The sequence below is a fragment of the Metabacillus flavus genome, from assembly GCF_018283675.1.
Lineage (GTDB): Bacteria > Bacillota > Bacilli > Bacillales > Bacillaceae > Metabacillus_B > Metabacillus_B flavus.
Genome location: NZ_JAGVRK010000001.1, coordinates 3,936,198 through 3,955,599, shown reverse-complemented (window position 1 = coordinate 3,955,599; position 19,402 = coordinate 3,936,198). Strand labels below are relative to the sequence as shown.

The window sequence follows — 19,402 nt, the reverse complement described above, 5'->3', positions numbered from 1 at the left end:
TGTAAAAGAGACGAAGGCTTAAGCACTCGCGGTACCACTCTTGTTGTTAAACATCCGTTTAACCACTCAATAAAATAACGGTTTTTAGCCGTGGCCTCCTACTGCAAGCGTTCAGAAGCCATTCTCGTGGGTCCGTTTCCCTGTTAACGCAGTACCGGCTTTCACCGCCCCGGCTCGCTTTGACGTAAGTTAACAGATACTCTCCCAGTCCTTGAATTTAGATATATTTTGTAATAGTATATCCAAATTGAAGAAAATGTCAATCCTGTTTCATAAGAACGTCTATATAAAACTGACTTTCATCGTGTTAGACTAATGTTTTAAGAATGAAAATACGCAATTGACTGTTCCGAAAACAGTCAATAAACAGGAGATAACGAACAATATGGATAATAATGATCGCTTAATACGTTTACGATATGCACTTGATTTGAGAAATTCCGAGGTGGAAGAGATTTTTGGCTATGGCGGCGTGGAGGTTTCCAGAGAAGATGTAAGCAAGCTTCTGACAAAATCAAATGACGAAGAGGATGATGAAAATCATATCCCGTGCAGTCCGTTCATGTTCGAGTCATTTTTAAACGGCCTTATTGTGTTTAAAAGAGGTAAGCAGGAGAATCAGCCAGGTCAGCCTGAAAAACCTGAAATGACACTCATACATCCCAATAATGTCCTGTTAAAAAAGGTGAAAATCGCCTTGTCCTTAACAGCGGAGGATATGCTTGAGGTGTTAGAACTTGCCGGAGTCACGGTAACAAAGGGTGAACTTGGCGCCTTGTTAAGGAAAGAAGGCCACAAAAACTATAAAGAATGCGGAGATAAATACGCCCGTAATTTCTTAAAAGGATTAGCGGTTAAATATCGAGGATAGGAACGGCGGAAAACATGATTCATACGTATTCAGGTGAAACGATAAGCTTTGACGTCCAATACAAAAAGCGTTCGACCATAGGCATTTATGTAGATGGTTATGGAAATGTGGAAATCCATGCCCCAAAAGGCACTCCGGACGAATCCGTGCTGAGAGTAGTGGAGGAAAACTGGAATCGGATTCAGCAAAAAGTAAAAGAAAACAAGGAACGTCTGCTGGGTCCTCAGGTGAAGATGTATGAGCAGGGAGAGAGCTTTCTTTATTTAGGAAAAGCCTACTCCTTAAAGATTCATCATGACTTGCAGGCGGAGCAGGATCACGTTCTTTTTAAAGGGGAAGAGCTGGATGTAGTTGTGAGGCAGCTGGAGGATGAAAAAATAAAACAGGCGTTAAAACGGTTTTATTATCAGCAGTGCAAGGCTTTGGTAGAAAAGCGGATCTCCGCCCATCAAAAGCATTTTAAAACAAAGCCCCGTTCCATCCACATTACAGATAGTAAAACGACTTGGGGAACGTGTGATTCGGAGCTGCGGTTAACCTTTAACTGGCGGCTCGCGATGGCGCCGCCGAGAGTGATCGACTACGTGGTCGTCCACGAAATGTGCCACATGGTCCATCTCAATCATGACCGCTCCTTTTGGCGTCTTGTTGGAAAAATGATTCCTGATTATAAGGAAGATGAAGGATGGCTGGCACGGTCCAGCTGGAAAATGACGGTTTAGAAAAAAAGGATGAGCCCAAGCTGTTTCAAGCTTGGCTCATCCTTTTTGTTTACCATTCTTTCGGGTAGTAATTCAACTCACTGAATAGCTGATTCTTTTCCTTTTTCGATAGATCTCTCCATTGTCCAGGGGGAAGGTTTCCTAAATGGATATTCATGATCCGGACCCTTTGCAGCCTGAAAACCTCGTAGCCGAGCTCTTCGCACATCCGGCGGATTTGGCGGTTCAATCCTTGTTTCAGGATGATTTTAAAGTCGAATTTAGAAAGCTGTTCCACTTCACACGGAAGTGTTTTGGTTCCTAAAATTTTCACACCGCTTGCCATCTTTTCTGTAAACTCCGGAGTAATGGGCTTGTCCACGGAAACGATGTATTCTTTCTCATGCTCGTTTTCAGCACGCAGGATTTCGTTTACAATATCCCCGTCATTTGTCAGAAGAATCAAGCCCTCGGATTCCTTATCCAGACGTCCAATATTATAAATTCTTAAAGGGTGATTGACCAAATCCACAATGTTGCCCTTTACATTTTTTTCAGTGGTGCTTGTGATGCCAATCGGTTTATTTAAAGCGATATACACATTGTTTCTGGATACTTGGATCTGGTCCCCGCTCACTCGGACATCATCCCCGGGCTCAACCCTGTCCCCTATTTTCGCCTTCTTGCCATTGATCATGACCCGGCCTTCTTCAATCAGCCTGTCCGCACCCCGTCTGGACGCCTTGCCAGATTCACTGATAAATTTATTAATACGCATGCTTATCACAGCCTTAAGTTTGAATTATACGTTTAAGAATACCTCAACTGTCTGTGTATTCTCAAGAGCTTAGAAGAACTTAATGCGGGAAAGGTGCCAGTCCCCCAGAATTTTACCGTGTTAAAGCACTGGCACCAACCGCGTAAACCGTTGGTAGATAAGGGCTCAGAGCTTTGAGTCTCTGTCCCCCGATGCGGTGAAGGATGAGGGGACTGGCACGGTGCCAGTCCCCTGAAATTTTACCGTAAGAAAGCTCCGGCACCAACCGTGTAAACTGTTGATAGATAAGGGCTCAGAGCTTTGAGTCTCTGTCCCCCGATGCGGTGAAGCGTGACGGGACTGGCCCCTGCCCAGCCCCAATCTCTCCACAAAAAAAACTGGCCTAAAATTAGGCCAGCTCTACTGCGTCAAACCACCAAACTCAGCAGCAGGATAAACACAAGTCCTGAAACAGAGATAATGGTCTCAAGCAATGTCCACGTTGCGAATGTTTCTTTCATCGTTAATCCAAAGTATTCCTTGAACATCCAGAATCCGGCGTCATTCACGTGGGACGCAATCAAGCTTCCCGCTCCGGTTGCAAGAACGACCAATGCAAGGTTCACGTCCGTTTGGCCAAGCAGAGGGATAACTAATCCTGCCGTTGTAAGGGCTGCAACGGTTGCGGATCCCAGTGAGATGCGAAGGATAGCTGCGATGATCCAGGCGAGAAGGATTGGTGACAGGGACGATCCTTTGAAAAGCTCTGCTACGTAATCTCCAACACCGCCGTCAATTAATACCTGTTTGAAGGCTCCGCCGCCTCCGATGATCAAGAGCATCATTCCGATTTGCGTGATAGCAGTTGTACAAGATGCCATCACCGTATTAATCGGAATTTTTCTCGCAAGACCCATCGTATAGATGGCGACTAACAGAGAGATCAGCATCGCAGTTGACGCGTCCCCAATAAAACGGATGGAAGCAAGCAGAGCATTGTCCTCAAAGCCCATTGTTTTTTGAAGCAGTGTAATGATTGTGGCAATGGACATTAGGATGACTGGAAGCATCGCAGTAAATACGCTGATGCCAAAGCCTGGTGTGTCTTCAAGCTTGAATTCTTTTTGTTCGCCGAGTGAAGCGATGTTTCCGGTTTTCTTAAAGGATGCAGGTACTAGTCTTTTCGCAAGCTTCGTGAAGATTGGTCCAGCGATAATCACAGTTGGAATGGCAATGATGAATCCGTAAAGAAGAACTTCTCCAAGGTTTGCACCATATTCTCCGGCAATCACTGTCGGGCCGGGATGCGGCGGCAGGAAACCGTGTGTAACCGATAGGGCTGCTGCCATCGGTATTCCAAGGAACAGGATGGAAATCTTTAATTCTCTTGAAATGGCAAATACGATTGGAATTAATAGAACTAATCCTACTTCGAAGAATAGCGCGACGCCGATAATGAAGGAAGCAACGACTACGGCCCACTGAATATTCTTTTCTCCGAATTTATTAACGAGAGTCATAGCGATCCGCTGGGCGCCGCCGGAATCAGCGATTAGTTTACCGAGCATGGCTCCGAGTCCAAAGATCAGCGCTAAATGGCCGAGTGTTCCGCCGAGTCCTGTTTCAATCGTTTTGACGATGTTTTCAAGCGGCATCCCGAGGGCTAAAGCGACAAGGAACGATACAATCAGCAAGGAAACGAATGTGTTTAGTTTAAGACCCATAATAAGCAGCAGCAATACGAGAATTCCGGCTGCAACAATAACTAATGGCATGTTTATCTCTCCTTATAATCTAGTTAAATTTCTTTGATAACTGGCAATCCGGCCATAATCCTCTTCCAATACCCGTGATAAGTGAATGAAGATGGGCATGAGTTGCCTGTACTCTTTTGCAGCATGTTCATTCGGTGTATGCCGGCAGGTGCTGCCGATCATATCTGTAACGGCATCAAACGATTCAATTATTCCTGTAGCATAGAGGCCCAGGATACAGGCTCCGAGACAGGAGCTTTCATAGCTTTCGGGGACAACGACTTCTGATTCAAAGATATCGGCCATCATTTGCCGCCAAACCTTGGACCGGGCAAATCCTCCGGTCGCCTGAATCTTGGTTACAGGGCTTTCCATGCATTCGGTAAGGGCTAAAAAGACCGTATATAAATTGTAGATAACGCCTTCCAGAGCAGCACGAATCATGTGTTCTTTTTTATGGGACATCGTGAGACCGAAGAAGGAGCCCCGTACATCCGGGTTCCATAACGGAGCGCGTTCCCCGGCAAGATAGGGATGGAAGAGCAGCCCATCGGCGCCCGGCCTTACCCGCTCAGCAATTTTCGTCAGCACTTCGTATGGATCGATTCCGAGTCTTTTCGCGGTTTCAATTTCAGATGAAGCAAATTCATCGCGGATCCAGCGAAGAACCATTCCGCCGCTGTTTACGGGTCCGCCAATTACCCAATGATCCTGGGTGAGAGCATAGCAGAAGATCCTGCCCTTTTCATCCGTCTGCGGCTTGTCGATAATCGTTCGAATCGCCCCGCTTGTCCCAATGGTGACGGCAATCTCGCCTTTTTTGATGGCATTTACACCGAGGTTAGACAGCACGCCGTCGCTTGCGCCGATGACAAATGGGGTTTTCGGATCGATTCCCATTTGTTTTGCCGGCTCAGGCTGGCAGTTTTGAAAGATGCGGGTTGTAGGCACGAGTTCAGATAGCTGATCCCGTCTGATGCCTGCAATGGCTAATGCCTCTTCGTCCCAGTCCAGCGCTTCCAGATTCATCATGCCTGTGGCAGAAGCTAATGAATGATCGATGACGTAGTGATCAAAGAATTTCTTGAAAACATATTCCTTAATTCCAATGTATTTTTTAGCTCGGCGGGTAAGATCAGGAAACTCATGAACGATCCAGGAAATCTTGCTTAAAGGGGACATCGGATGAATCGGAGTTCCGGTCCGCTTGTAGATGTCATGTCCGCCAAATTCGGTTTTAATCTTATGTGCCCAGCCTTCACTGCGATTGTCTGCCCAGGTGATGCAGGGCGTCAGCGGTTCATCGTTTTCACCGATGGCAATGACGCTGTGCATCGCACTGCTGAAAGAAACAAACGAAAGCTGTTTTTGCGGATGGTGCTTCAAAATGCTTGAAGCAGCTAGCAGTACGGCTTGATATATCTCCTCAGGGTCTTGTTCCGCTGTTGAGATATCCGGTGTGTGAAGCGGATAGCCGATATTTTCCTGCTGGATGACGTCTCCGGTCTCGCTGAACAATACGGCCTTTGTACTTGTTGTTCCGATGTCTATCCCCAGCATATAGCTATTCATTTCCTTGCTCAGCTCCTTTAGCCAGCAGCTGCTGCGACATCCAGAGATCTTCTACCTTCCCTTGGACATCATCAAAATTCTGATGCAGCGACTGGATCATTAAGTTTCGGTCTTTGGTGTTAATCGCTTTGATATAAAGCTCGTGATTATCGAGAATTCTTTGGAAATCCTCGTATTTTTCCCTAAAGCGGACGCGCATAGATAATAGGATTAAACTCTCCATGACGGGCTTTAAATTATTCCAGATCATGAGCATGTAGGAATGGTCAATCGCCCGGATAATCGTTTCGTGAAATAGCACATCCTGAAAAGAGAACTCATCTGCATCGCCATATTTGATGGCGATTTTCATCATTTCGAATATCTTATTCAGTTCTTTTACCAAATCTGCTGTGTCCATTTTAACAATCCGTTCAAATACAAAGGATTCGATCATAAGCCGGACATCGTAAATTTCTTCGATATGCTTATCTGTTAAACCAGTGACAACTGCACCCATTCTTTCTGCTTGAATCATATTTTCAGAGGCCAGTATTTTTAATGCCTCGCGAACGGGTGACCGGCTGACGGAAAAATCTGCAGCTATTTTGTTCTCGGACAAAATGGTACCGCTTTCAATTTTTCCTGAAACAATGGAGATTCTTAGCTCGCAAGCGATCCTTTCACCAGCTGAAGCTCTTGAAAGCCACTTTGCAGGGTATAAATGTTCCTTATTATTCGTCATAACCTAACCTTCTTTGTCATTCAAGTATACTTGTATACAAGTATACCCGAGATTTTTATTTATGCAAGCGCTTTATTTTAGCTAGACAAGTATGTGAAGAGTAAATAATAACGGAGTATGGAAAATTTAGCGGGTGAACAATTGTGTGAAGGATTAGGAAAAGGAGTAAGCGATATAACAAATTAATGCCTGTATGGCAGTATGTATCAATAGGAGGAATAATCATGTCAAATGTACGAACATCATCCCAGAAAGCAATGAAACGCTGGAAAATGCATCGAAATGCATTGATTGAACTTGCCGCGGTATTCCCTGAATCAAGCGGTTCGTGGCGTCCTTGGAAGGAAGGGATGACGGTGATCGAACTCGTCCATCACCTCGCCTGGACTCCGGAGTTCTTTCTGGCTCCAATCGAGGGGCGGGAAATGAATATCCCTCCTGTTCCGGAAACACTATCGGAGGCCCGCAAGCTTTTAGAAGAGCTCACGAACGCCCATGAAAAGATCGTTGCTTCGCTAACGGATGAAGATTTGGAGATGGAAACTACCATTGACCTCTTTAAACTGACGGAACCGACTGAAGACATGCTCTATCGTCTGATTGGCCACGAAGCGCACCATAAAGGACAATTGATTCTGTATGCCCGGATTCTCGGTGCGGAACCGCCATTTTATGTTGATCTGAGTTTGTAAGAGAAAGAAGCAGGCCGGTCTTTATTGGCCTGCTTCTTTTAAATGCTTTGAATTAGGCTTGCGAATCAATCTTTTTTACAATTCTCTCGCAAATCTCATGGGTAATGAGTGAATCCATAATGGAAGGATCCGGAACACGATTTTCCCGCACACACTCAATAAAATGATCCATAATCTGATAGAATCCCCGCTTGAACAGAGTCGGCTCCCAGTCACCAAACTTCGTCACGCTGATGTCTTTATTATGAAAATGGGTCGTTTCGACAAGACTGTTTACCGTATATTTATGCTGGCCGGCCGAGTATTCAATGATTTCTTCCGTTACTCCGCCATTTCGGTTCATGATTCCGATCGCTGTGCAGCCGTCTCCTATCAGCTGAACGACGATGTGATCCAGCAGGTCCTCATTTTTCATGAACTCTGTTTTTACATCCTTCACCTCTGTCCCCATCAGGAATCGGAGGGTATCGACCACATGGATAAAGTCCTCTACGACAAATCTTCGAACATGATCAGGGGAGGCAAATCGATTTTTTTGCATCAAAATTAGGCCTGCCTTGCCGTGTTCTTTCAGCTCTTTGACACGGGGGATGAATCTTCTGTTGAAGCCGGTCATGGCAATTTTGCCGCTTTTTTCAGCGAGCTCTGCTATTCTTTTTGTTTCGCTGAAATTCAAAGAGACGGGCTTGTCTATGTAGACGCTGATTCCGTTTTCGAGCAGTTTTTCCGCAATTTGAGCGTGCGCTTCTGTCGCTGTACTGACAATAGCGGCATCGATGTTCTTAGTCAGCAGTTCGTCTACTGTCTGAACCGTTTCCTGTAGTCTGTAGACCTGGGCAAGATGCTGCAGCGTGTCCTGATTCCTCGTACAAAGCACAAGCTCAATATCTTTTCTTTCCGAAAGCACGGGCAGGTACGCTTTTTTGGCGATGTCGCCAAGTCCGATGATTCCAATCCTCATATTTCTTTCCTCCTCTGTTAATATGGTATTAAAAAGTATAGCACGCACGATCGAAATTTTTCCTTTAAGGAGCCATTGCTTTGAATATAGAGCTGAACAAAAAAATCATCGAAAAACTGTGCGGCCGCGTCTCCCTAAAGAGCGGAGATTCACTGCGCCGTTCCAATAAAGTGAAGTTCCAGGAGTACCGGGAGGATGGCTGTCACGCGATCGTTCAAAGTACGGAGGATTTCCGCGTTTCGGTCACGGTGGATCCTGATGGTACGTTTCATGCAGACTGCAGCTGTCCGAAGCTTATTTCCTTTAAGCAAGAATGCCAGCACATTGCGGCGGTATTGCTTACGATTGATGAACATCAGACAAACGGGACGATCCCGGAGGTTAAGAGTGATGTAGAGGTCACCTCCGTTCCTGACTATGCCCTGACGGAGGAATTGCTGACGGCCTTCAAGGACCGGCAACACCGTAAAACAGGGGAGCAGAACTATTTTGAAAATCGAACCGTACTCAATGCGGTGTTTACGTGCAAGCCGGTTCAAAGGGAAGACGGCGAGCTTCTGCTTGCACTGGAACTCACTGTTGAATCGGTAAAAGTTTGGAAGGTGAATGCCTTTCTTGAAAACATCATAAGCGGAGAGCCCTTCCAGCTTTCGTCCCACTTCGTGTTTGATCCATTGTCTCATTGTTTCACGAAAGAATCGGATGCCGTGATTCAGCAGCTTTTTAAGATTGTACAAAATGAGACGGCTGAAAATGAGAGCCATCAGCTTCTCCTTTCTCCGTTTTCATGGAATCTGCTTCTCCCATCCCTTATGAGAGCGCCTTTTGCGGAGCTTGAGATCAACGGGGAAATCTATTCCGGCCTTCGTCTATCGGAAGGCATCCTGCCGCTTCAATTTGATTTCTATGAAGAAGGCAGAGGGTATGAGCTGAAAGCGGGTGGATTGCAAGACCTGATTTTCTTAAAGCCTTACCAAGCGGTTTTATCTTCAGGAGTATTGTTTCAGCTGGGGACGGAAGATTTTGAGCGCTTAGCCGAACTGAAACGGGTCATCGATGCTTCAGGAAAAAACACGATTCCAATCCCTCCGCAGCAGGTCAATCTTTATCTGGAAAAAGTGGTTCCAGGGCTCCGAAAGCTCGGGGAGGTTGCCATTTCAGAGACGATTTCCAAACGAATGGCTGAAGCGTCGCTAACAGCCAAGCTTTATTTGGACAGAGTGAAAAACCGGCTGCTTGCGGGTCTTGAATTTCATTACGGGAAAATTGTCTTTAATCCGCTGGATGAACAGGAAGTGCGCGCTCTGTCCAGGGTAATCCGCGATGAGGAAAAGGAGGATCTGATTCTTAAACTCATGGAGGAAAGCTCGTTTGCACGGACGGACAGCGGCTACTATCTTCAAAATGAGCTTTTGGAGTATGAGTTCCTGTATCATGTACTGCCGAAGCTTGAGAAATTTGCCCAGGTGCATGCTACGACTGCCGTTCGAAGCCGGATTTTTAAAGAGACGGCAGGACCGAGAATTAAGGTGGAGGCTAAACGGGAGCGCACCAACTGGCTGGAATTCAAGTTTGAAATGGACGGAATCCCGGAAAAAGAAATCCGCGATGTTCTGGCTGCACTGGATGAAAAACGGAAGTATTACCGATTGAGAAGCGGAGCTCTGCTTTCCCTTGAAACACGGGAATATGAGGAGATTTACCGGTTCTTAACAGCGATGCCGGTACAGGCGGAGGACTGGGAAAAAGAGCTTGAAGTCCCTCTGATCAAAGGGCTTCAGCTTCTGGATTCCATTAAAGTTTCCGATACACTGACTCTCGAGGATTCGGTTCAGCAGCTGCTGAACGGTCTTCTCCACCCGGATGAGCTGGAATTTGCTGTTCCCAAGAAGCTGGAACCTGTGCTGAGGGATTATCAAAAGAACGGATACCGGTGGATGAAATCGCTCGCCAAGAACGGGTTTGGAGGGATTCTTGCGGATGACATGGGGCTTGGGAAAACGCTGCAAAGCATTGCGTATATGGTGTCAGTTCTTCCTGAAATCCGCCGGTTAATAAGGCCGGTCCTAATTGTTTGTCCTTCTTCCCTGCTGTATAACTGGAAAAATGAAATCGACACGTTTGCACCGGAGATCGATGCCATCATTATGGACGGCAGCCGAACAGAGAGAGCAAGCCGCTTCCGTGATGATGCAAGTGCAGATGTCCTCATCACTTCCTATCCGCTTGTAAGACAGGATATACAAGTATACGAAAAACGGCTTTTCCATACGGTCTTTTTCGATGAAGCGCAGGCCTTTAAAAATCCAGTCACCCAGACGGCAAGAGCGGTGAAAAGGGTTCAGGCCAAACATCGTTTCGCGCTGACAGGAACACCGGTGGAGAACTCGCGGGAAGAGCTATGGTCAATTTTCCATGTCGTCTTTCCGGAACTGTTCATGGGGTTAAAGGAATACAGCACTCTCACAAGGAAAAAGGTCGCAAGGCGAATCCGTCCTTTTATGCTCCGCAGAATGAAGGAGGACGTGCTTTCCGAGCTTCCGGAAAAAATTGAGTCTATGGAAATCGTCGAGCTGCTCCCGGAGCAGAAAAAGCTGTACGCGGCCTACTTGGCAAAGCTTCGTCACGATACCCTGAAGCACTTAGATAAAGAGACCATTCAAAAAAACCGGATTAAGATTTTGGCCGGAATTACAAGGCTGCGGCAAATCTGCTGTCATCCCTCCCTGTTCGTCGATGGATACAGCGGTGGCTCAGCGAAATTTGACCAGCTCATGAACATCCTGGAAGAGGCCAGGCTCTCAGGAAGAAGGGTGCTGATTTTCTCCCAGTTCACCTCCATGCTTGATCTGATTGGACGAGCATTAGCGGTTCAGGGCATGCCGTATTTTTATTTGGATGGCCAAACCGCACTAGCGGAAAGGGTTGAACTGTGTACCCGATTTAATACCGGCGAACGGAATCTTTTTCTCATTTCACTGAAAGCCGGCGGTACGGGCTTGAATTTAACAGGCGCAGATACCGTCATTCACTTTGATACATGGTGGAATCCAGCGGTGGAGGAACAGGCCGCCGACCGTGCGCACCGGATGGGACAGACGAACACAGTAAACGTCATCAAGCTCGTCACCCGCGGCACCATTGAGGAGAAAATGAATGAGCTGCAGGATAAAAAGCGGCAGCTTATTAAAGAAATCGTTGATCTGGATGAGAAAATGCCGTTTACGCTGACAGAAGAGGATATACGGGATTTGCTGAGGGTGTAGAGGGAAGTTTATTCATAAGCATTCTATCAGGAATCATAAGTATAAAGGAATGAGCTCTGCTTAAGGAGGAGAAATTCATGAAGCTTAAGGATAAGACCATGAACGTATTCCATTCTTTAAAGAAGCCTTCCAAGAAGGAATTGAAGGAAGTCCTGCAAAAATTGGATGTCAAGCTTGAAGAGGTGGCCCCAATGCTGAAATCAGCGGACGGAAAGCCTTACTACCGCAAGCTCATCTTTCAAAATGATGAAGTCGAATTACTCGTTATGAATTGGTCGCAGATGGAGTGTGCTCCCCATGATCATGGAAATTCACAAGGATGGATTCAAGTGCTGAATGGAACGTCTCTTAATACCGTATATGAAGTGAGCGAAAAGGGGTGGCCGTCTGAGTTATTTAAAGAGTTCCATCAAGAGGGGAGGTTATTTTATGCACCGAGGAAAGGGGTGCATAAGATGAAATCTGCAGGAGGAACTGATTTAGTTACTCTGCATCTTTATTTCCCTCCGATCACTGGGATGATGGTCTACGACCTGGATGCATGTGCGGCTTGCGTCGTATCGGATGATTGCGGAGCATGGTGGCCTGAAGAAATGCGCCAGAAAGTAAAGGAGATTCAGCTGGCCAAAACTCAATGATATAAAAATACCTTCAGCTGATCCTTTCCATCCAGAGTTGCAAGCAGTACATGCTGAATTTCCGTTTGATAAAGGCTTTCCAAACGGCTGATCACCCAGCTTTCCTCCTTGTGCAGCTGGCGTAATACCTCGGATAGCACCCTTCCCTCCATAATTATGGTTCTGGGAAAGTCAAATGGCTCCGTTTTTAGCTTAAGGGAAGCGGGTGTAAGGGGTTCGTATTCCGGATACAAAAATACGGATAGTTTCCCATCTGCTTCCCAAATGGCTAATGCTACTTTTTTTACGTCGTCTACTTTGTCTTCTCTTAATTCTTCCAAAAGCACATCAATAGAAATTCTTGCTTTTTTTAATCCCTCATTCAGAATTTCACCATTCTCTACGACGGTAATGGATTTATGATTAATGAATCTTCTAAAACCAGGCCACTTAAGGTTCAGCTGAATACCCAGACTATACAAGGCTACTAATACAATCGTTGAAACGATCGAGCCCTGCAGTCCCAAATGCTGATCTGACAAGGGATGGGCCACAATATTTCCAATGACTAAGGCAATCACGAAATCGAGCAGCCGCAGCTGGGAAATAGTGCGCTGGCCTAATACTTTCGCCACAATCACCAAAAAGAAAAAAGCGACAACCGACCGCAGAACCCATTCCATGATGGTGAGCGTTTCCTGGCTTTGATAAAAATCCATTCCTGACACATCCTTCTCCTGCAATATGTTCTTATTAGTGTGTCACTAGACATTCATTTTTATATGAAGCTCGGGTGAGTGTTCATAGGTTTAAAAAGCATCCTTTAAGGAGATAGTTTTTACACCATTTCGAAAAAGGAGCCGAACTGCTATGCTTCTTCCTGAAGAACGATTAACCTGGGCAAAATCATTAATAGCCAGCGCTTCCCTGCATCAGGAAGAGCTGCTGCGGACACCGATTTCTCATCAGTTTATCGAAAGAGCCACACCGGTTGTCTGGCTGGGCGAGGCAGTTCCGGGCAGCTGGGTCACCATGGCCACGAATCCGTCTCCGAAGGAATTCATCAATCAAAGCAATCAGCTTCTCCTTGGAAAGCAAGCCAGATTTCATATTCGGGAAAAAGAAGTTTCACTAGAGGAGTATGCAAAGGACGATGTTCAACTGGAGTCTGCTATTGAATTCTATCAATCGTATTTTAAGACAGGAAAAGCTTACCGAAATTGGTTTGGAAAACCTGAAGGAGCAAAACTGGAAGGTTTCTTAAATGGGCTTGGCGGTTCTTTTTATGGTGCTCCTCATTTTAAAAACGTGATTCATTCGGACATTTTTCCTTTTGCGACAAAGACACATATGGGGAGAATCAAAGAAAAGCTTAGGTTGCTCAGGTCTGATTTTGCAAAGGAGTTTTTGAGGGAAAAGCTTGATTTTTTAAAACCAAGCATGGTGATTCTTCTCGGCAAAGAGCACTGCAGCCTGATGGAAACGCTTGAACCGGGAATTGAATTCGGCGAGCACAAAACGATTGATCGCTATCCAAGTGCCTTGTTCCAGCTTGGTTTTCATTCACGGCTTGGCATCCCTCTGATTGGCCTCCATTTCAAGCCGTCAGAGCAATTCCTTGGGTTAGGCGGGGGACAGGATAAAAATGGCCAAAGCCATGGAAAATACGGGACAAAAGCGGCCTTGAACGAGATAGGAAGCGAAATTGCATTGAATTTGAAATCCTATACAAGCGGATGAAATAAGGTCCGCAGCTTGACTCATGCGTCATCACAAATGTCCACTTCTGTTCCCAGTCCATTACATACAAATCCCCAAAATCCATATGGAGCCGATCATAAGGCAAATCTTCCATGCTTAAGGAAGCGGCATGATTGATTAGGCAGGCATCATCTACAAATTGATAGGAGAAGGTGCACTTCTCCTTTTTTTGCTTCTCAAACGCTTGGATGGCTTCGTGCTTCTCCAGACAGGCTATCTTTTTGTAGCTGCACACATCCCATAAAAAGAAGTCTAAATGGATTTTTTTTTTTTCCTCAGCAGAGAGATGGCCGGCAAACCGGGCCTCCTACTGTCCTCGCAGATAGGTTCCCCAGCCCGGTATTTCCTGGCCTTGCACTCGTTCTGTTCCCATAGATCTTCCTCCGTTTTTTTTTAAAAGCATACAAAAAAAGGCCAGGCTCTAAAAGCCTGGCCTTGCCATTTATTACCCGTTGGAATGCTTCAGCAAATCTCCTCGTTCCTCTGAACTCACAATCGAGCAGCCGGATTTGCATGATTTATTTAAAGCGCATGTACCGCATTTTCCCTGGCGGCTTTTTTTGAAAAAGGAGACAACCATCCATGTGGCGTATCCAAAAATGAGCAGTCCTAAGATGATGCTTGCGATCATATCGGAAACCTCCTCTTATACGATAAATTGCCCTACTTTATAAACCGCAAGGGCTACGATATAGGCGATGACAAACGAATAGCCAATCGAGAAAAGTGTAATCTTCGTGCTGCCTGTTTCTTTTTTCATGATGGCGACCGTAGCTAGACATGGTGTGTACAATAGGATAAACACAAGGAACGTATAGGCTGAGAGCGGTGTGAAATAGTTTGGCAAAAGCCCTGCCATGGTTTGTCCATCCGGTACGTGATACAGGATATTCATGGTTGCCACTACCACTTCCTTTGCAAGGAAGCCGGTAATGAGTGCAGAAACGGCCTGCCAGGTTGCAAAACCAAGCGGAGCGAAGATTGGAGCAATCGCGCCGCTCGCAATCGCCATAAAGCTTTCGTCGATTGGAACGTCTGCACCGCCTGGACCAAGGTAGGATAGCAGCCAAATGAAGACGGTTCCTCCCAAGATGAACGTTCCTGCTTTCCTGACGAACCCTTTTCCTTTGTCCCACGTACTTTTCAGCAGCTGCTGCATTTGCGGTGCGTTATATGGAGGAAGCTCCATGACAAAATAGGATTTTTCGTTTTTCAGGAAAAGGGAGAGAATTTTTGCGACGATCATCGCGACAACGATCCCGAGAACGTACAGGGAAAGGACGATCAACGCCTGGTTTTTTTCAAAAAAGGCTGCGGCAAACAGAGCGTATACGGAAAGCCTTGCCGAACAGGACATAAACGGCGACACGAGAATGGTCAGCAATCGTTCCCTTGGCTGTTCAATCGTTCTCGCTGCCATAATAGACGGCACGTTGCATCCGAACCCGATGACAAGAGGGATAAACGCTTTTCCATTCAGTCCGATGTATTCCATCAGGCGGTCCATCACAACAGCCACGCGGGCCATATATCCGGAATCCTCCAATAAGGAAATAAAGAAGAACAGAATAAAGATTTGCGGGACGAATACGAGAACGCCTCCTACACCCGCAATAATTCCATCAAGGACAACAGCCTGGATGAACGGTGTGGCACCGATGCTGTTCAATAGCAGCTGGGCTCCACTGGTTAAAGGACCTGTGAAAAAGGAGTCCAGCATATCGGAAATGGGGGTTCCAAGCCAATCAAACGTCAGCTGGAAAACCGCAAACAGGATGAGAAGGAAAAAGGGAATGCCCAAAACCGGATGGATCGCAATTTTGTCTATCCAGGCGGTCAAAGGAAGGCTTTCGCGCTGACCTTGCTGTTCTGTCACCTGCTCAACCAGATTCGTAATAAAGGCATTTCTTGTTTGGTACATATCATCTTCCGCAGAATGGCCGGCTGCCTCGAAAAGCTGTTCCTCAGCTTCTTCCTTTATTCGGATGAGTCCCGGAAACTTCTTGTTCATTTCCAGCTGAATGAGTTCATTGTTCATCAAATACTGAACTGCCACCCAGCGCTTTTTCATGTTTCCTTCTTCGCCAATTTCAGTAAGCATGCGGGCAATAGCCGCTTCAATGATTGGATGATAGGAAATCATAAAGGGAGCAGACGAATGAAGCGGCTCGTTTTTAAACAGCTGGGTAATCTCTTCACAGCCATGTCCTTTACGGGCAACAGCTGAATAGCTCTTCACGCCAAGCAGTTCACCGAGACGCTCTAAATTAATGGATATGCCGCGCTTTTCAGCGAGGTCCATCATATTCAGTACAACGACTTGAGGAAGATTCGTTTCTAAAAGCTCAATCGTTAAATAAAGGCTTCTTTCGAGCTGATTGGCGTTGACGATATTCAGAATTTGCTGCGCTTCCTCCTGAAGAAGTGCAATGGACGCGACGCGCTCATCATTGGAAAGGGGATTAAGTGAATATACACCGGGCAAGTCAATTAAAGACTGCACGGAGTCTTTAATCTTGCCGATTTTTTTATCAACCGTTACGCCGCTCCAGTTTCCTACATATTCGTAAGAACCGGTGATTTGATTGAATAAAGAGGTTTTTCCTGTATTCGGATTGCCAAACAGTGCCGTATTCATGAAAGACGCGCCCCTTTAATGCAGAACGTATCCTTTCTGCGAATGCCGACCCTTTGTCCTGAGCACTCCAATAGGCAGGGACCTCCAAGCGGACAATAGCGAATCACTTTGACCTCTTTCCCTTCGTAAACGCCCAGATCCTTCAAACGGCGTTTAACAAATGGATGGAGATCGGATAAATCCTGTATTTTAAACGTTTCATTCTGTTGAATTTGGTTTAGGTTCATCGTGGTTCACCTCATAATAATGATACTCATTATCAATTAACATCTGAACCTAGTGTACTCTAATTATCTCAATTCGTAAATAACCTGGAGATTTTTTTTGAAAAGGCTAACATAAATATTAATTTGCCACGTCCCTTTTCACAAAGGCAGCCCAAGCGAGGCTAAGAAAAGATATAAGGTGAAACAGCAATATCAATATGGAAAATAAGGGGCTCATGCCTTCAAATGGCGGCAAATTTCCTCTTGCATATTGGCCGAAACCCGTATTGGAAAATAGTAAAAACCTGCCCCACGCCACATCGTAATGGGCAAGAAGCTGGACAGCGCCTTTGGCTGAAAGGATGACAACGAAGGTCAGTCCTACTGAAAGGACCGTGCTTCTGAAAACGGCAGAGAGCATAAAGGCGAAAGTCGCCATAATGATCGTTTCAATCAGGCAGTCAGCGTAATCAAATAAAGCAGTTGTTAAGAGCGGACCGCTTTCTGCAGCGTTTTGAAACCCGAATAAGAGCATTCCGAGAAAGACAGATAGAAAAAAATACAATAGAACGATATAAACACTGAAAAGAACCGTTGTTATGTACTTTGAAAGAAGAACCTTCGAACGTGTCGCTTTTCTAATCAATAAAAATTTAATCGTTCCCCGTTCAAATTCGCTGGCTACAATGGCGCCGGCAATAGCGACGGTGAAAAAAGGAAGCATACCTAAAAAACCGGTGCTGAACGATAGGAAGCCGAGATAATTCTCCTCTACTCCCGCACCAGCCAGCATTTTCTTCATAAATAGAGCCATGGTGAAGCAGATCACAGCGAGTCCGATCGCCAGTGCCCAGCTTCCTTTTTTCAAAAAGATTTTCATATGTTCGTTTTTTACCAGCCGGATCATTCCGTTGCCTCCTCTGTCAGTTCGAGGAAGGATTCCTCTAAGTTTTTACGTTTTGGATGGATGGCGAAGACGTCAATTCTGTTTTCTGTGAGTGTCTTGTTGATGAGCGGAATTTCCTCTCGCTTCACGAGGAATTCCAGACCGCCGGGCACAATTGCCGGGTGATAGGCCTTTGCTGCTTCCTCTGCCTCAAGAGGTTGATTTACTTCGAATAGGACACGAATTGGCAAATCGCCTGCATCGTATTGAACATTTTGAACGGACAGAATCTCGCCTTTTTTGATAATCGCCACCCTGTCGCACATGTCTTCTACTTCTTTTAGCAAGTGAGTGGAAATCACAATGGCTACATTCTCTTTATCCCGCAGATTTTTCAGGTATTCGCGGAGTTCCCTTATACCGGACGGATCAAGACCGTTTGTTGGTTCATCCAGCAGCAGCAGCTGCGGTTTATGGAGGACCGCCTGCGCAATACCAAGCCGCTGCCGCATGCCTAACGAATAGGTGCGGACCGGATCATGAATTCGCTCTCCCAAACCCACCAAATCTACGACTTCCGCAATTCTGCCTCTCCCTATTGGGTCGCTCATATTTGCAAAATGAACGAGGTTGTAATAACCGCTCATATAATTGTAAAACTCCGGATTCTCTACAATCGCACCAGCGAGGCTGACGGCTTTCTCAAAGTCCTTTTTTATGGAATAGCCGCCGATGGATATTTCCCCGGCGTTTAAGGAAACAAGACCGAGAACGGATCGGATCATGGTCGTTTTACCGGAGCCGTTTGGGCCCAGCAAACCGAGAATTTCACCTTTTTTCACGGTCAGGCTGACGTTTGAAAGGATTTGGTGATGCTTAATCCTCTTACTGACATTTTCGATTTGCAATACAGGTGTTTCGTTCATCCTGCTCCTCCTTGTTCGTGATTATCTCTTTTGACTATAGCTTAAGACAGAGGAGCGTGGATATGGAAAACAGCAATGAAAAAAACCAGTTTGGAAATCAAACTGGTTTTTTGGCTCATTATAGCTATTCCGTCTTTAAGAATTAAGGAAGCTGATCAATCCACGGTTAAATTCCTCAGCATGCGTAGCGTTGAAGCCATGAGGGGCACCTTCAATGACAACAAGCTCACTTCCTGGAATCGTTTCATGGGTACGCTTGCCGCTCACTTCGAACGGTACAGTCCCGTCTGAATCCCCATGTATGATGAGTGTTGGGACGGTTATTTTCTCCAAGTCGCCCCGGAAATCGGTTTTAGCGAACGCTGCGATACAGTCAAGGGTGCCTTTAGGAGACGCCATTGCTGCAATATCCCTGTTATAGAGACGGAACGGCTCGCTGACAAGGTCTGTCTTGTCGCCGGCTGCAAAGAAATTGTTAGTAAACGTATCAAGAAACGCGATCCGGTCTCCCTTTACTCCGTTTTGGAACTCTTCAATTGCCCCATCATCCAGCCCGCCATGAGGATTATCCGGTGCCTTGTACAGATAAGGAGGGACGGCTGCAGCGAAAACCGCTTTGCTCACCCGTTCTGTTCCGTATGTGCTGATATAGCGAGCTACTTCTCCGCCGCCCATTGAAAAACCGACAAGTGCCGCTTCACGAAGGTCTAAGTGCTCAAGCAATTTGTTCAAATCGGCTGCGAATGTATCATATTCATAGCCGCTATAAGGCTGCGATGATTTTCCAAATCCCCTGCGGTCATATGTAATGACTCGATAGCCTGCATCAATTAAAGCAGGCACCTGCTTTTCCCAAGAACGCCCGCTAAGCGGCCATCCGTGAATCAGTACGACAGGTTTCCCCGTTCCTTGATCTTCATAATAAATATCAATTGGTGCATCGTTTTCATTACCAACAGTTAGCATAGCCATTATTATCCCTCCAAGCAAAAGTATGAATTGCACACGTATTAGGATGAACAAAAAATTTACATTCCCATTTCAAACTTGAAACCGCCGATCGCGTCATC

At 45.9% G+C, this 19,402-nt stretch carries 18 protein-coding genes, 1 pseudogene and 1 other annotated feature; of the genes and pseudogenes, 6 read left to right on the top strand and 13 right to left on the bottom strand.

Annotation, left to right across the window (positions count from 1 at the left end):
• Positions 1-3: 3 nt before the first annotated feature.
• Positions 4-221 (bottom strand) — a binding site (T-box leader).
• A gap of 164 nt (positions 222-385) precedes the next feature.
• Positions 386-871: a YehS family protein gene (locus J9317_RS20085; RefSeq protein WP_211561912.1), complete on the top strand. Its 486-nt coding sequence runs from the start codon at positions 386-388 to the stop codon at positions 869-871.
• Between the two features lie 14 nt (positions 872-885).
• The gene (locus tag J9317_RS20080) at positions 886-1,593 is read left to right on the top strand and encodes a M48 family metallopeptidase (protein ID WP_211561910.1); all 708 of its coding nucleotides are present in this window, start codon (positions 886-888) and stop codon (positions 1,591-1,593) included.
• A 49-nt stretch (positions 1,594-1,642) separates the two neighbouring features.
• Here J9317_RS20080 and rluF read toward each other — a convergent pair whose 3' ends face one another.
• The 4 genes from rluF to J9317_RS20060 all read right to left on the bottom strand — a co-directional run bounded on the left by rluF (position 1,643) and on the right by J9317_RS20060 (position 6,379).
• Entirely contained in the window at positions 1,643-2,350 is a 708-nt protein-coding gene (gene rluF / locus J9317_RS20075) for a 23S rRNA pseudouridine(2604) synthase RluF (protein WP_035410490.1), read from the bottom strand.
• 407 nt (positions 2,351-2,757) lie between these two features.
• Positions 2,758-4,104 (bottom strand): GntP family permease, encoded by a 1,347-nt coding sequence (locus J9317_RS20070; protein WP_211561908.1) that lies wholly within the window; start codon positions 4,102-4,104, stop codon positions 2,758-2,760.
• 12 nt (positions 4,105-4,116) lie between these two features.
• Positions 4,117-5,655, bottom strand: coding sequence for a gluconokinase (gntK, locus tag J9317_RS20065; RefSeq protein WP_211561906.1), 1,539 nt, complete (start codon positions 5,653-5,655; stop codon positions 4,117-4,119).
• The gene (locus tag J9317_RS20060; RefSeq protein ID WP_211561904.1) at positions 5,648-6,379 is read right to left on the bottom strand and encodes a GntR family transcriptional regulator; all 732 of its coding nucleotides are present in this window, start codon (positions 6,377-6,379) and stop codon (positions 5,648-5,650) included. Before J9317_RS20060 ends, gntK begins: the two co-directional genes overlap by 8 nt.
• Before the next feature lie 224 nt (positions 6,380-6,603).
• Here J9317_RS20060 and J9317_RS20055 point away from each other — a divergent pair, with 224 nt between their 5' ends.
• Positions 6,604-7,071, top strand: a complete 468-nt coding sequence (locus J9317_RS20055) for a DinB family protein (protein WP_249292266.1) — start codon at positions 6,604-6,606, stop codon at positions 7,069-7,071.
• Positions 7,072-7,123: 52 nt separating this feature from the next.
• On the opposite strand, the gene J9317_RS20050 is transcribed toward J9317_RS20055, so the two are convergent.
• On the bottom strand, positions 7,124-8,032 hold the full coding sequence (locus J9317_RS20050) for a Gfo/Idh/MocA family protein (protein ID WP_211561900.1): 909 nt from the start codon (positions 8,030-8,032) through the stop codon (positions 7,124-7,126).
• A gap of 80 nt (positions 8,033-8,112) precedes the next feature.
• Here J9317_RS20050 and J9317_RS20045 point away from each other — a divergent pair, with 80 nt between their 5' ends.
• Both J9317_RS20045 and J9317_RS20040 read left to right on the top strand, forming a co-directional pair.
• Complete coding sequence (locus tag J9317_RS20045; protein ID WP_211561898.1) at positions 8,113-11,298, top strand: DEAD/DEAH box helicase; 3,186 nt, start codon at positions 8,113-8,115, stop codon at positions 11,296-11,298.
• Positions 11,299-11,375: 77 nt separating this feature from the next.
• Positions 11,376-11,936, top strand: a complete 561-nt coding sequence (locus J9317_RS20040; protein WP_211561896.1) for a cysteine dioxygenase — start codon at positions 11,376-11,378, stop codon at positions 11,934-11,936.
• Here the strand turns inward: J9317_RS20040 and J9317_RS20035 are convergent.
• Positions 11,930-12,634: a DUF421 domain-containing protein gene (locus J9317_RS20035; protein WP_211561894.1), complete on the bottom strand. Its 705-nt coding sequence runs from the start codon at positions 12,632-12,634 to the stop codon at positions 11,930-11,932. The two genes, J9317_RS20040 and J9317_RS20035, sit on opposite strands and share 7 nt — an antisense overlap.
• A 151-nt stretch (positions 12,635-12,785) precedes the next feature.
• Between J9317_RS20035 and J9317_RS20725 the strand changes: the two genes are divergently transcribed.
• Entirely contained in the window at positions 12,786-13,655 is an 870-nt protein-coding gene (locus tag J9317_RS20725; RefSeq protein WP_249292264.1) for a hypothetical protein, read from the top strand.
• Between the two features lie 10 nt (positions 13,656-13,665).
• Here the strand turns inward: J9317_RS20725 and J9317_RS20030 are convergent.
• The 7 genes and pseudogenes from J9317_RS20030 to J9317_RS20000 form a co-directional block, all read right to left on the bottom strand.
• Positions 13,666-13,971: pseudogene (locus J9317_RS20030) on the bottom strand (DUF4275 family protein); the annotation flags it as partial.
• A gap of 150 nt (positions 13,972-14,121) precedes the next feature.
• On the bottom strand, positions 14,122-14,307 hold the full coding sequence (locus J9317_RS20025) for a FeoB-associated Cys-rich membrane protein (RefSeq protein ID WP_211561892.1): 186 nt from the start codon (positions 14,305-14,307) through the stop codon (positions 14,122-14,124).
• A 15-nt stretch (positions 14,308-14,322) separates the two neighbouring features.
• On the bottom strand, positions 14,323-16,314 hold the full coding sequence (gene feoB, locus J9317_RS20020; protein WP_211561890.1) for a ferrous iron transport protein B: 1,992 nt from the start codon (positions 16,312-16,314) through the stop codon (positions 14,323-14,325).
• Entirely contained in the window at positions 16,311-16,541 is a 231-nt protein-coding gene (locus tag J9317_RS20015) for a FeoA family protein (RefSeq protein WP_211561888.1), read from the bottom strand. The genes feoB and J9317_RS20015 overlap by 4 nt, the downstream gene beginning before the upstream one ends.
• A 118-nt stretch (positions 16,542-16,659) precedes the next feature.
• Positions 16,660-17,427: an ABC transporter permease gene (locus tag J9317_RS20010; protein ID WP_211561886.1), complete on the bottom strand. Its 768-nt coding sequence runs from the start codon at positions 17,425-17,427 to the stop codon at positions 16,660-16,662.
• On the bottom strand, positions 17,424-18,332 hold the full coding sequence (locus J9317_RS20005; protein ID WP_211561884.1) for an ABC transporter ATP-binding protein: 909 nt from the start codon (positions 18,330-18,332) through the stop codon (positions 17,424-17,426). Before J9317_RS20005 ends, J9317_RS20010 begins: the two co-directional genes overlap by 4 nt.
• 135 nt (positions 18,333-18,467) lie before the next feature.
• Positions 18,468-19,304, bottom strand: coding sequence for an alpha/beta fold hydrolase (locus J9317_RS20000; RefSeq protein ID WP_211561882.1), 837 nt, complete (start codon positions 19,302-19,304; stop codon positions 18,468-18,470).
• Positions 19,305-19,402 lie beyond the last annotated feature (98 nt).

Excerpts from the sequence above, each read along its gene's own strand:
- J9317_RS20085 (WP_211561912.1), top strand. The coding sequence starts at position 386 with ATGGATAATAATGATCGCTTAATACGTTTACGATATGCACTTGATTTG.
- J9317_RS20080 (WP_211561910.1), top strand. The coding sequence starts at position 886 with ATGATTCATACGTATTCAGGTGAAACGATAAGCTTTGACGTCCAATAC.
- rluF (WP_035410490.1), bottom strand. The coding sequence starts at position 2,350 with ATGCGTATTAATAAATTTATCAGTGAATCTGGCAAGGCGTCCAGACGG.
- J9317_RS20070 (WP_211561908.1), bottom strand. The coding sequence starts at position 4,104 with ATGCCATTAGTTATTGTTGCAGCCGGAATTCTCGTATTGCTGCTGCTT.
- gntK (WP_211561906.1), bottom strand. The coding sequence starts at position 5,655 with ATGAATAGCTATATGCTGGGGATAGACATCGGAACAACAAGTACAAAG.
- J9317_RS20060 (WP_211561904.1), bottom strand. The coding sequence starts at position 6,379 with ATGACGAATAATAAGGAACATTTATACCCTGCAAAGTGGCTTTCAAGA.
- J9317_RS20055 (WP_249292266.1), top strand. The coding sequence starts at position 6,604 with ATGTCAAATGTACGAACATCATCCCAGAAAGCAATGAAACGCTGGAAA.
- J9317_RS20050 (WP_211561900.1), bottom strand. The coding sequence starts at position 8,032 with ATGAGGATTGGAATCATCGGACTTGGCGACATCGCCAAAAAAGCGTAC.
- J9317_RS20040 (WP_211561896.1), top strand. The coding sequence starts at position 11,376 with ATGAAGCTTAAGGATAAGACCATGAACGTATTCCATTCTTTAAAGAAG.
- J9317_RS20035 (WP_211561894.1), bottom strand. The coding sequence starts at position 12,634 with ATGGATTTTTATCAAAGCCAGGAAACGCTCACCATCATGGAATGGGTT.
- J9317_RS20725 (WP_249292264.1), top strand. The coding sequence starts at position 12,786 with ATGCTTCTTCCTGAAGAACGATTAACCTGGGCAAAATCATTAATAGCC.
- J9317_RS20025 (WP_211561892.1), bottom strand. The coding sequence starts at position 14,307 with ATGATCGCAAGCATCATCTTAGGACTGCTCATTTTTGGATACGCCACA.
- feoB (WP_211561890.1), bottom strand. The coding sequence starts at position 16,314 with ATGAATACGGCACTGTTTGGCAATCCGAATACAGGAAAAACCTCTTTA.
- J9317_RS20015 (WP_211561888.1), bottom strand. The coding sequence starts at position 16,541 with ATGAACCTAAACCAAATTCAACAGAATGAAACGTTTAAAATACAGGAT.
- J9317_RS20010 (WP_211561886.1), bottom strand. The coding sequence starts at position 17,427 with ATGATCCGGCTGGTAAAAAACGAACATATGAAAATCTTTTTGAAAAAA.
- J9317_RS20005 (WP_211561884.1), bottom strand. The coding sequence starts at position 18,332 with ATGAACGAAACACCTGTATTGCAAATCGAAAATGTCAGTAAGAGGATT.
- J9317_RS20000 (WP_211561882.1), bottom strand. The coding sequence starts at position 19,304 with ATGGCTATGCTAACTGTTGGTAATGAAAACGATGCACCAATTGATATT.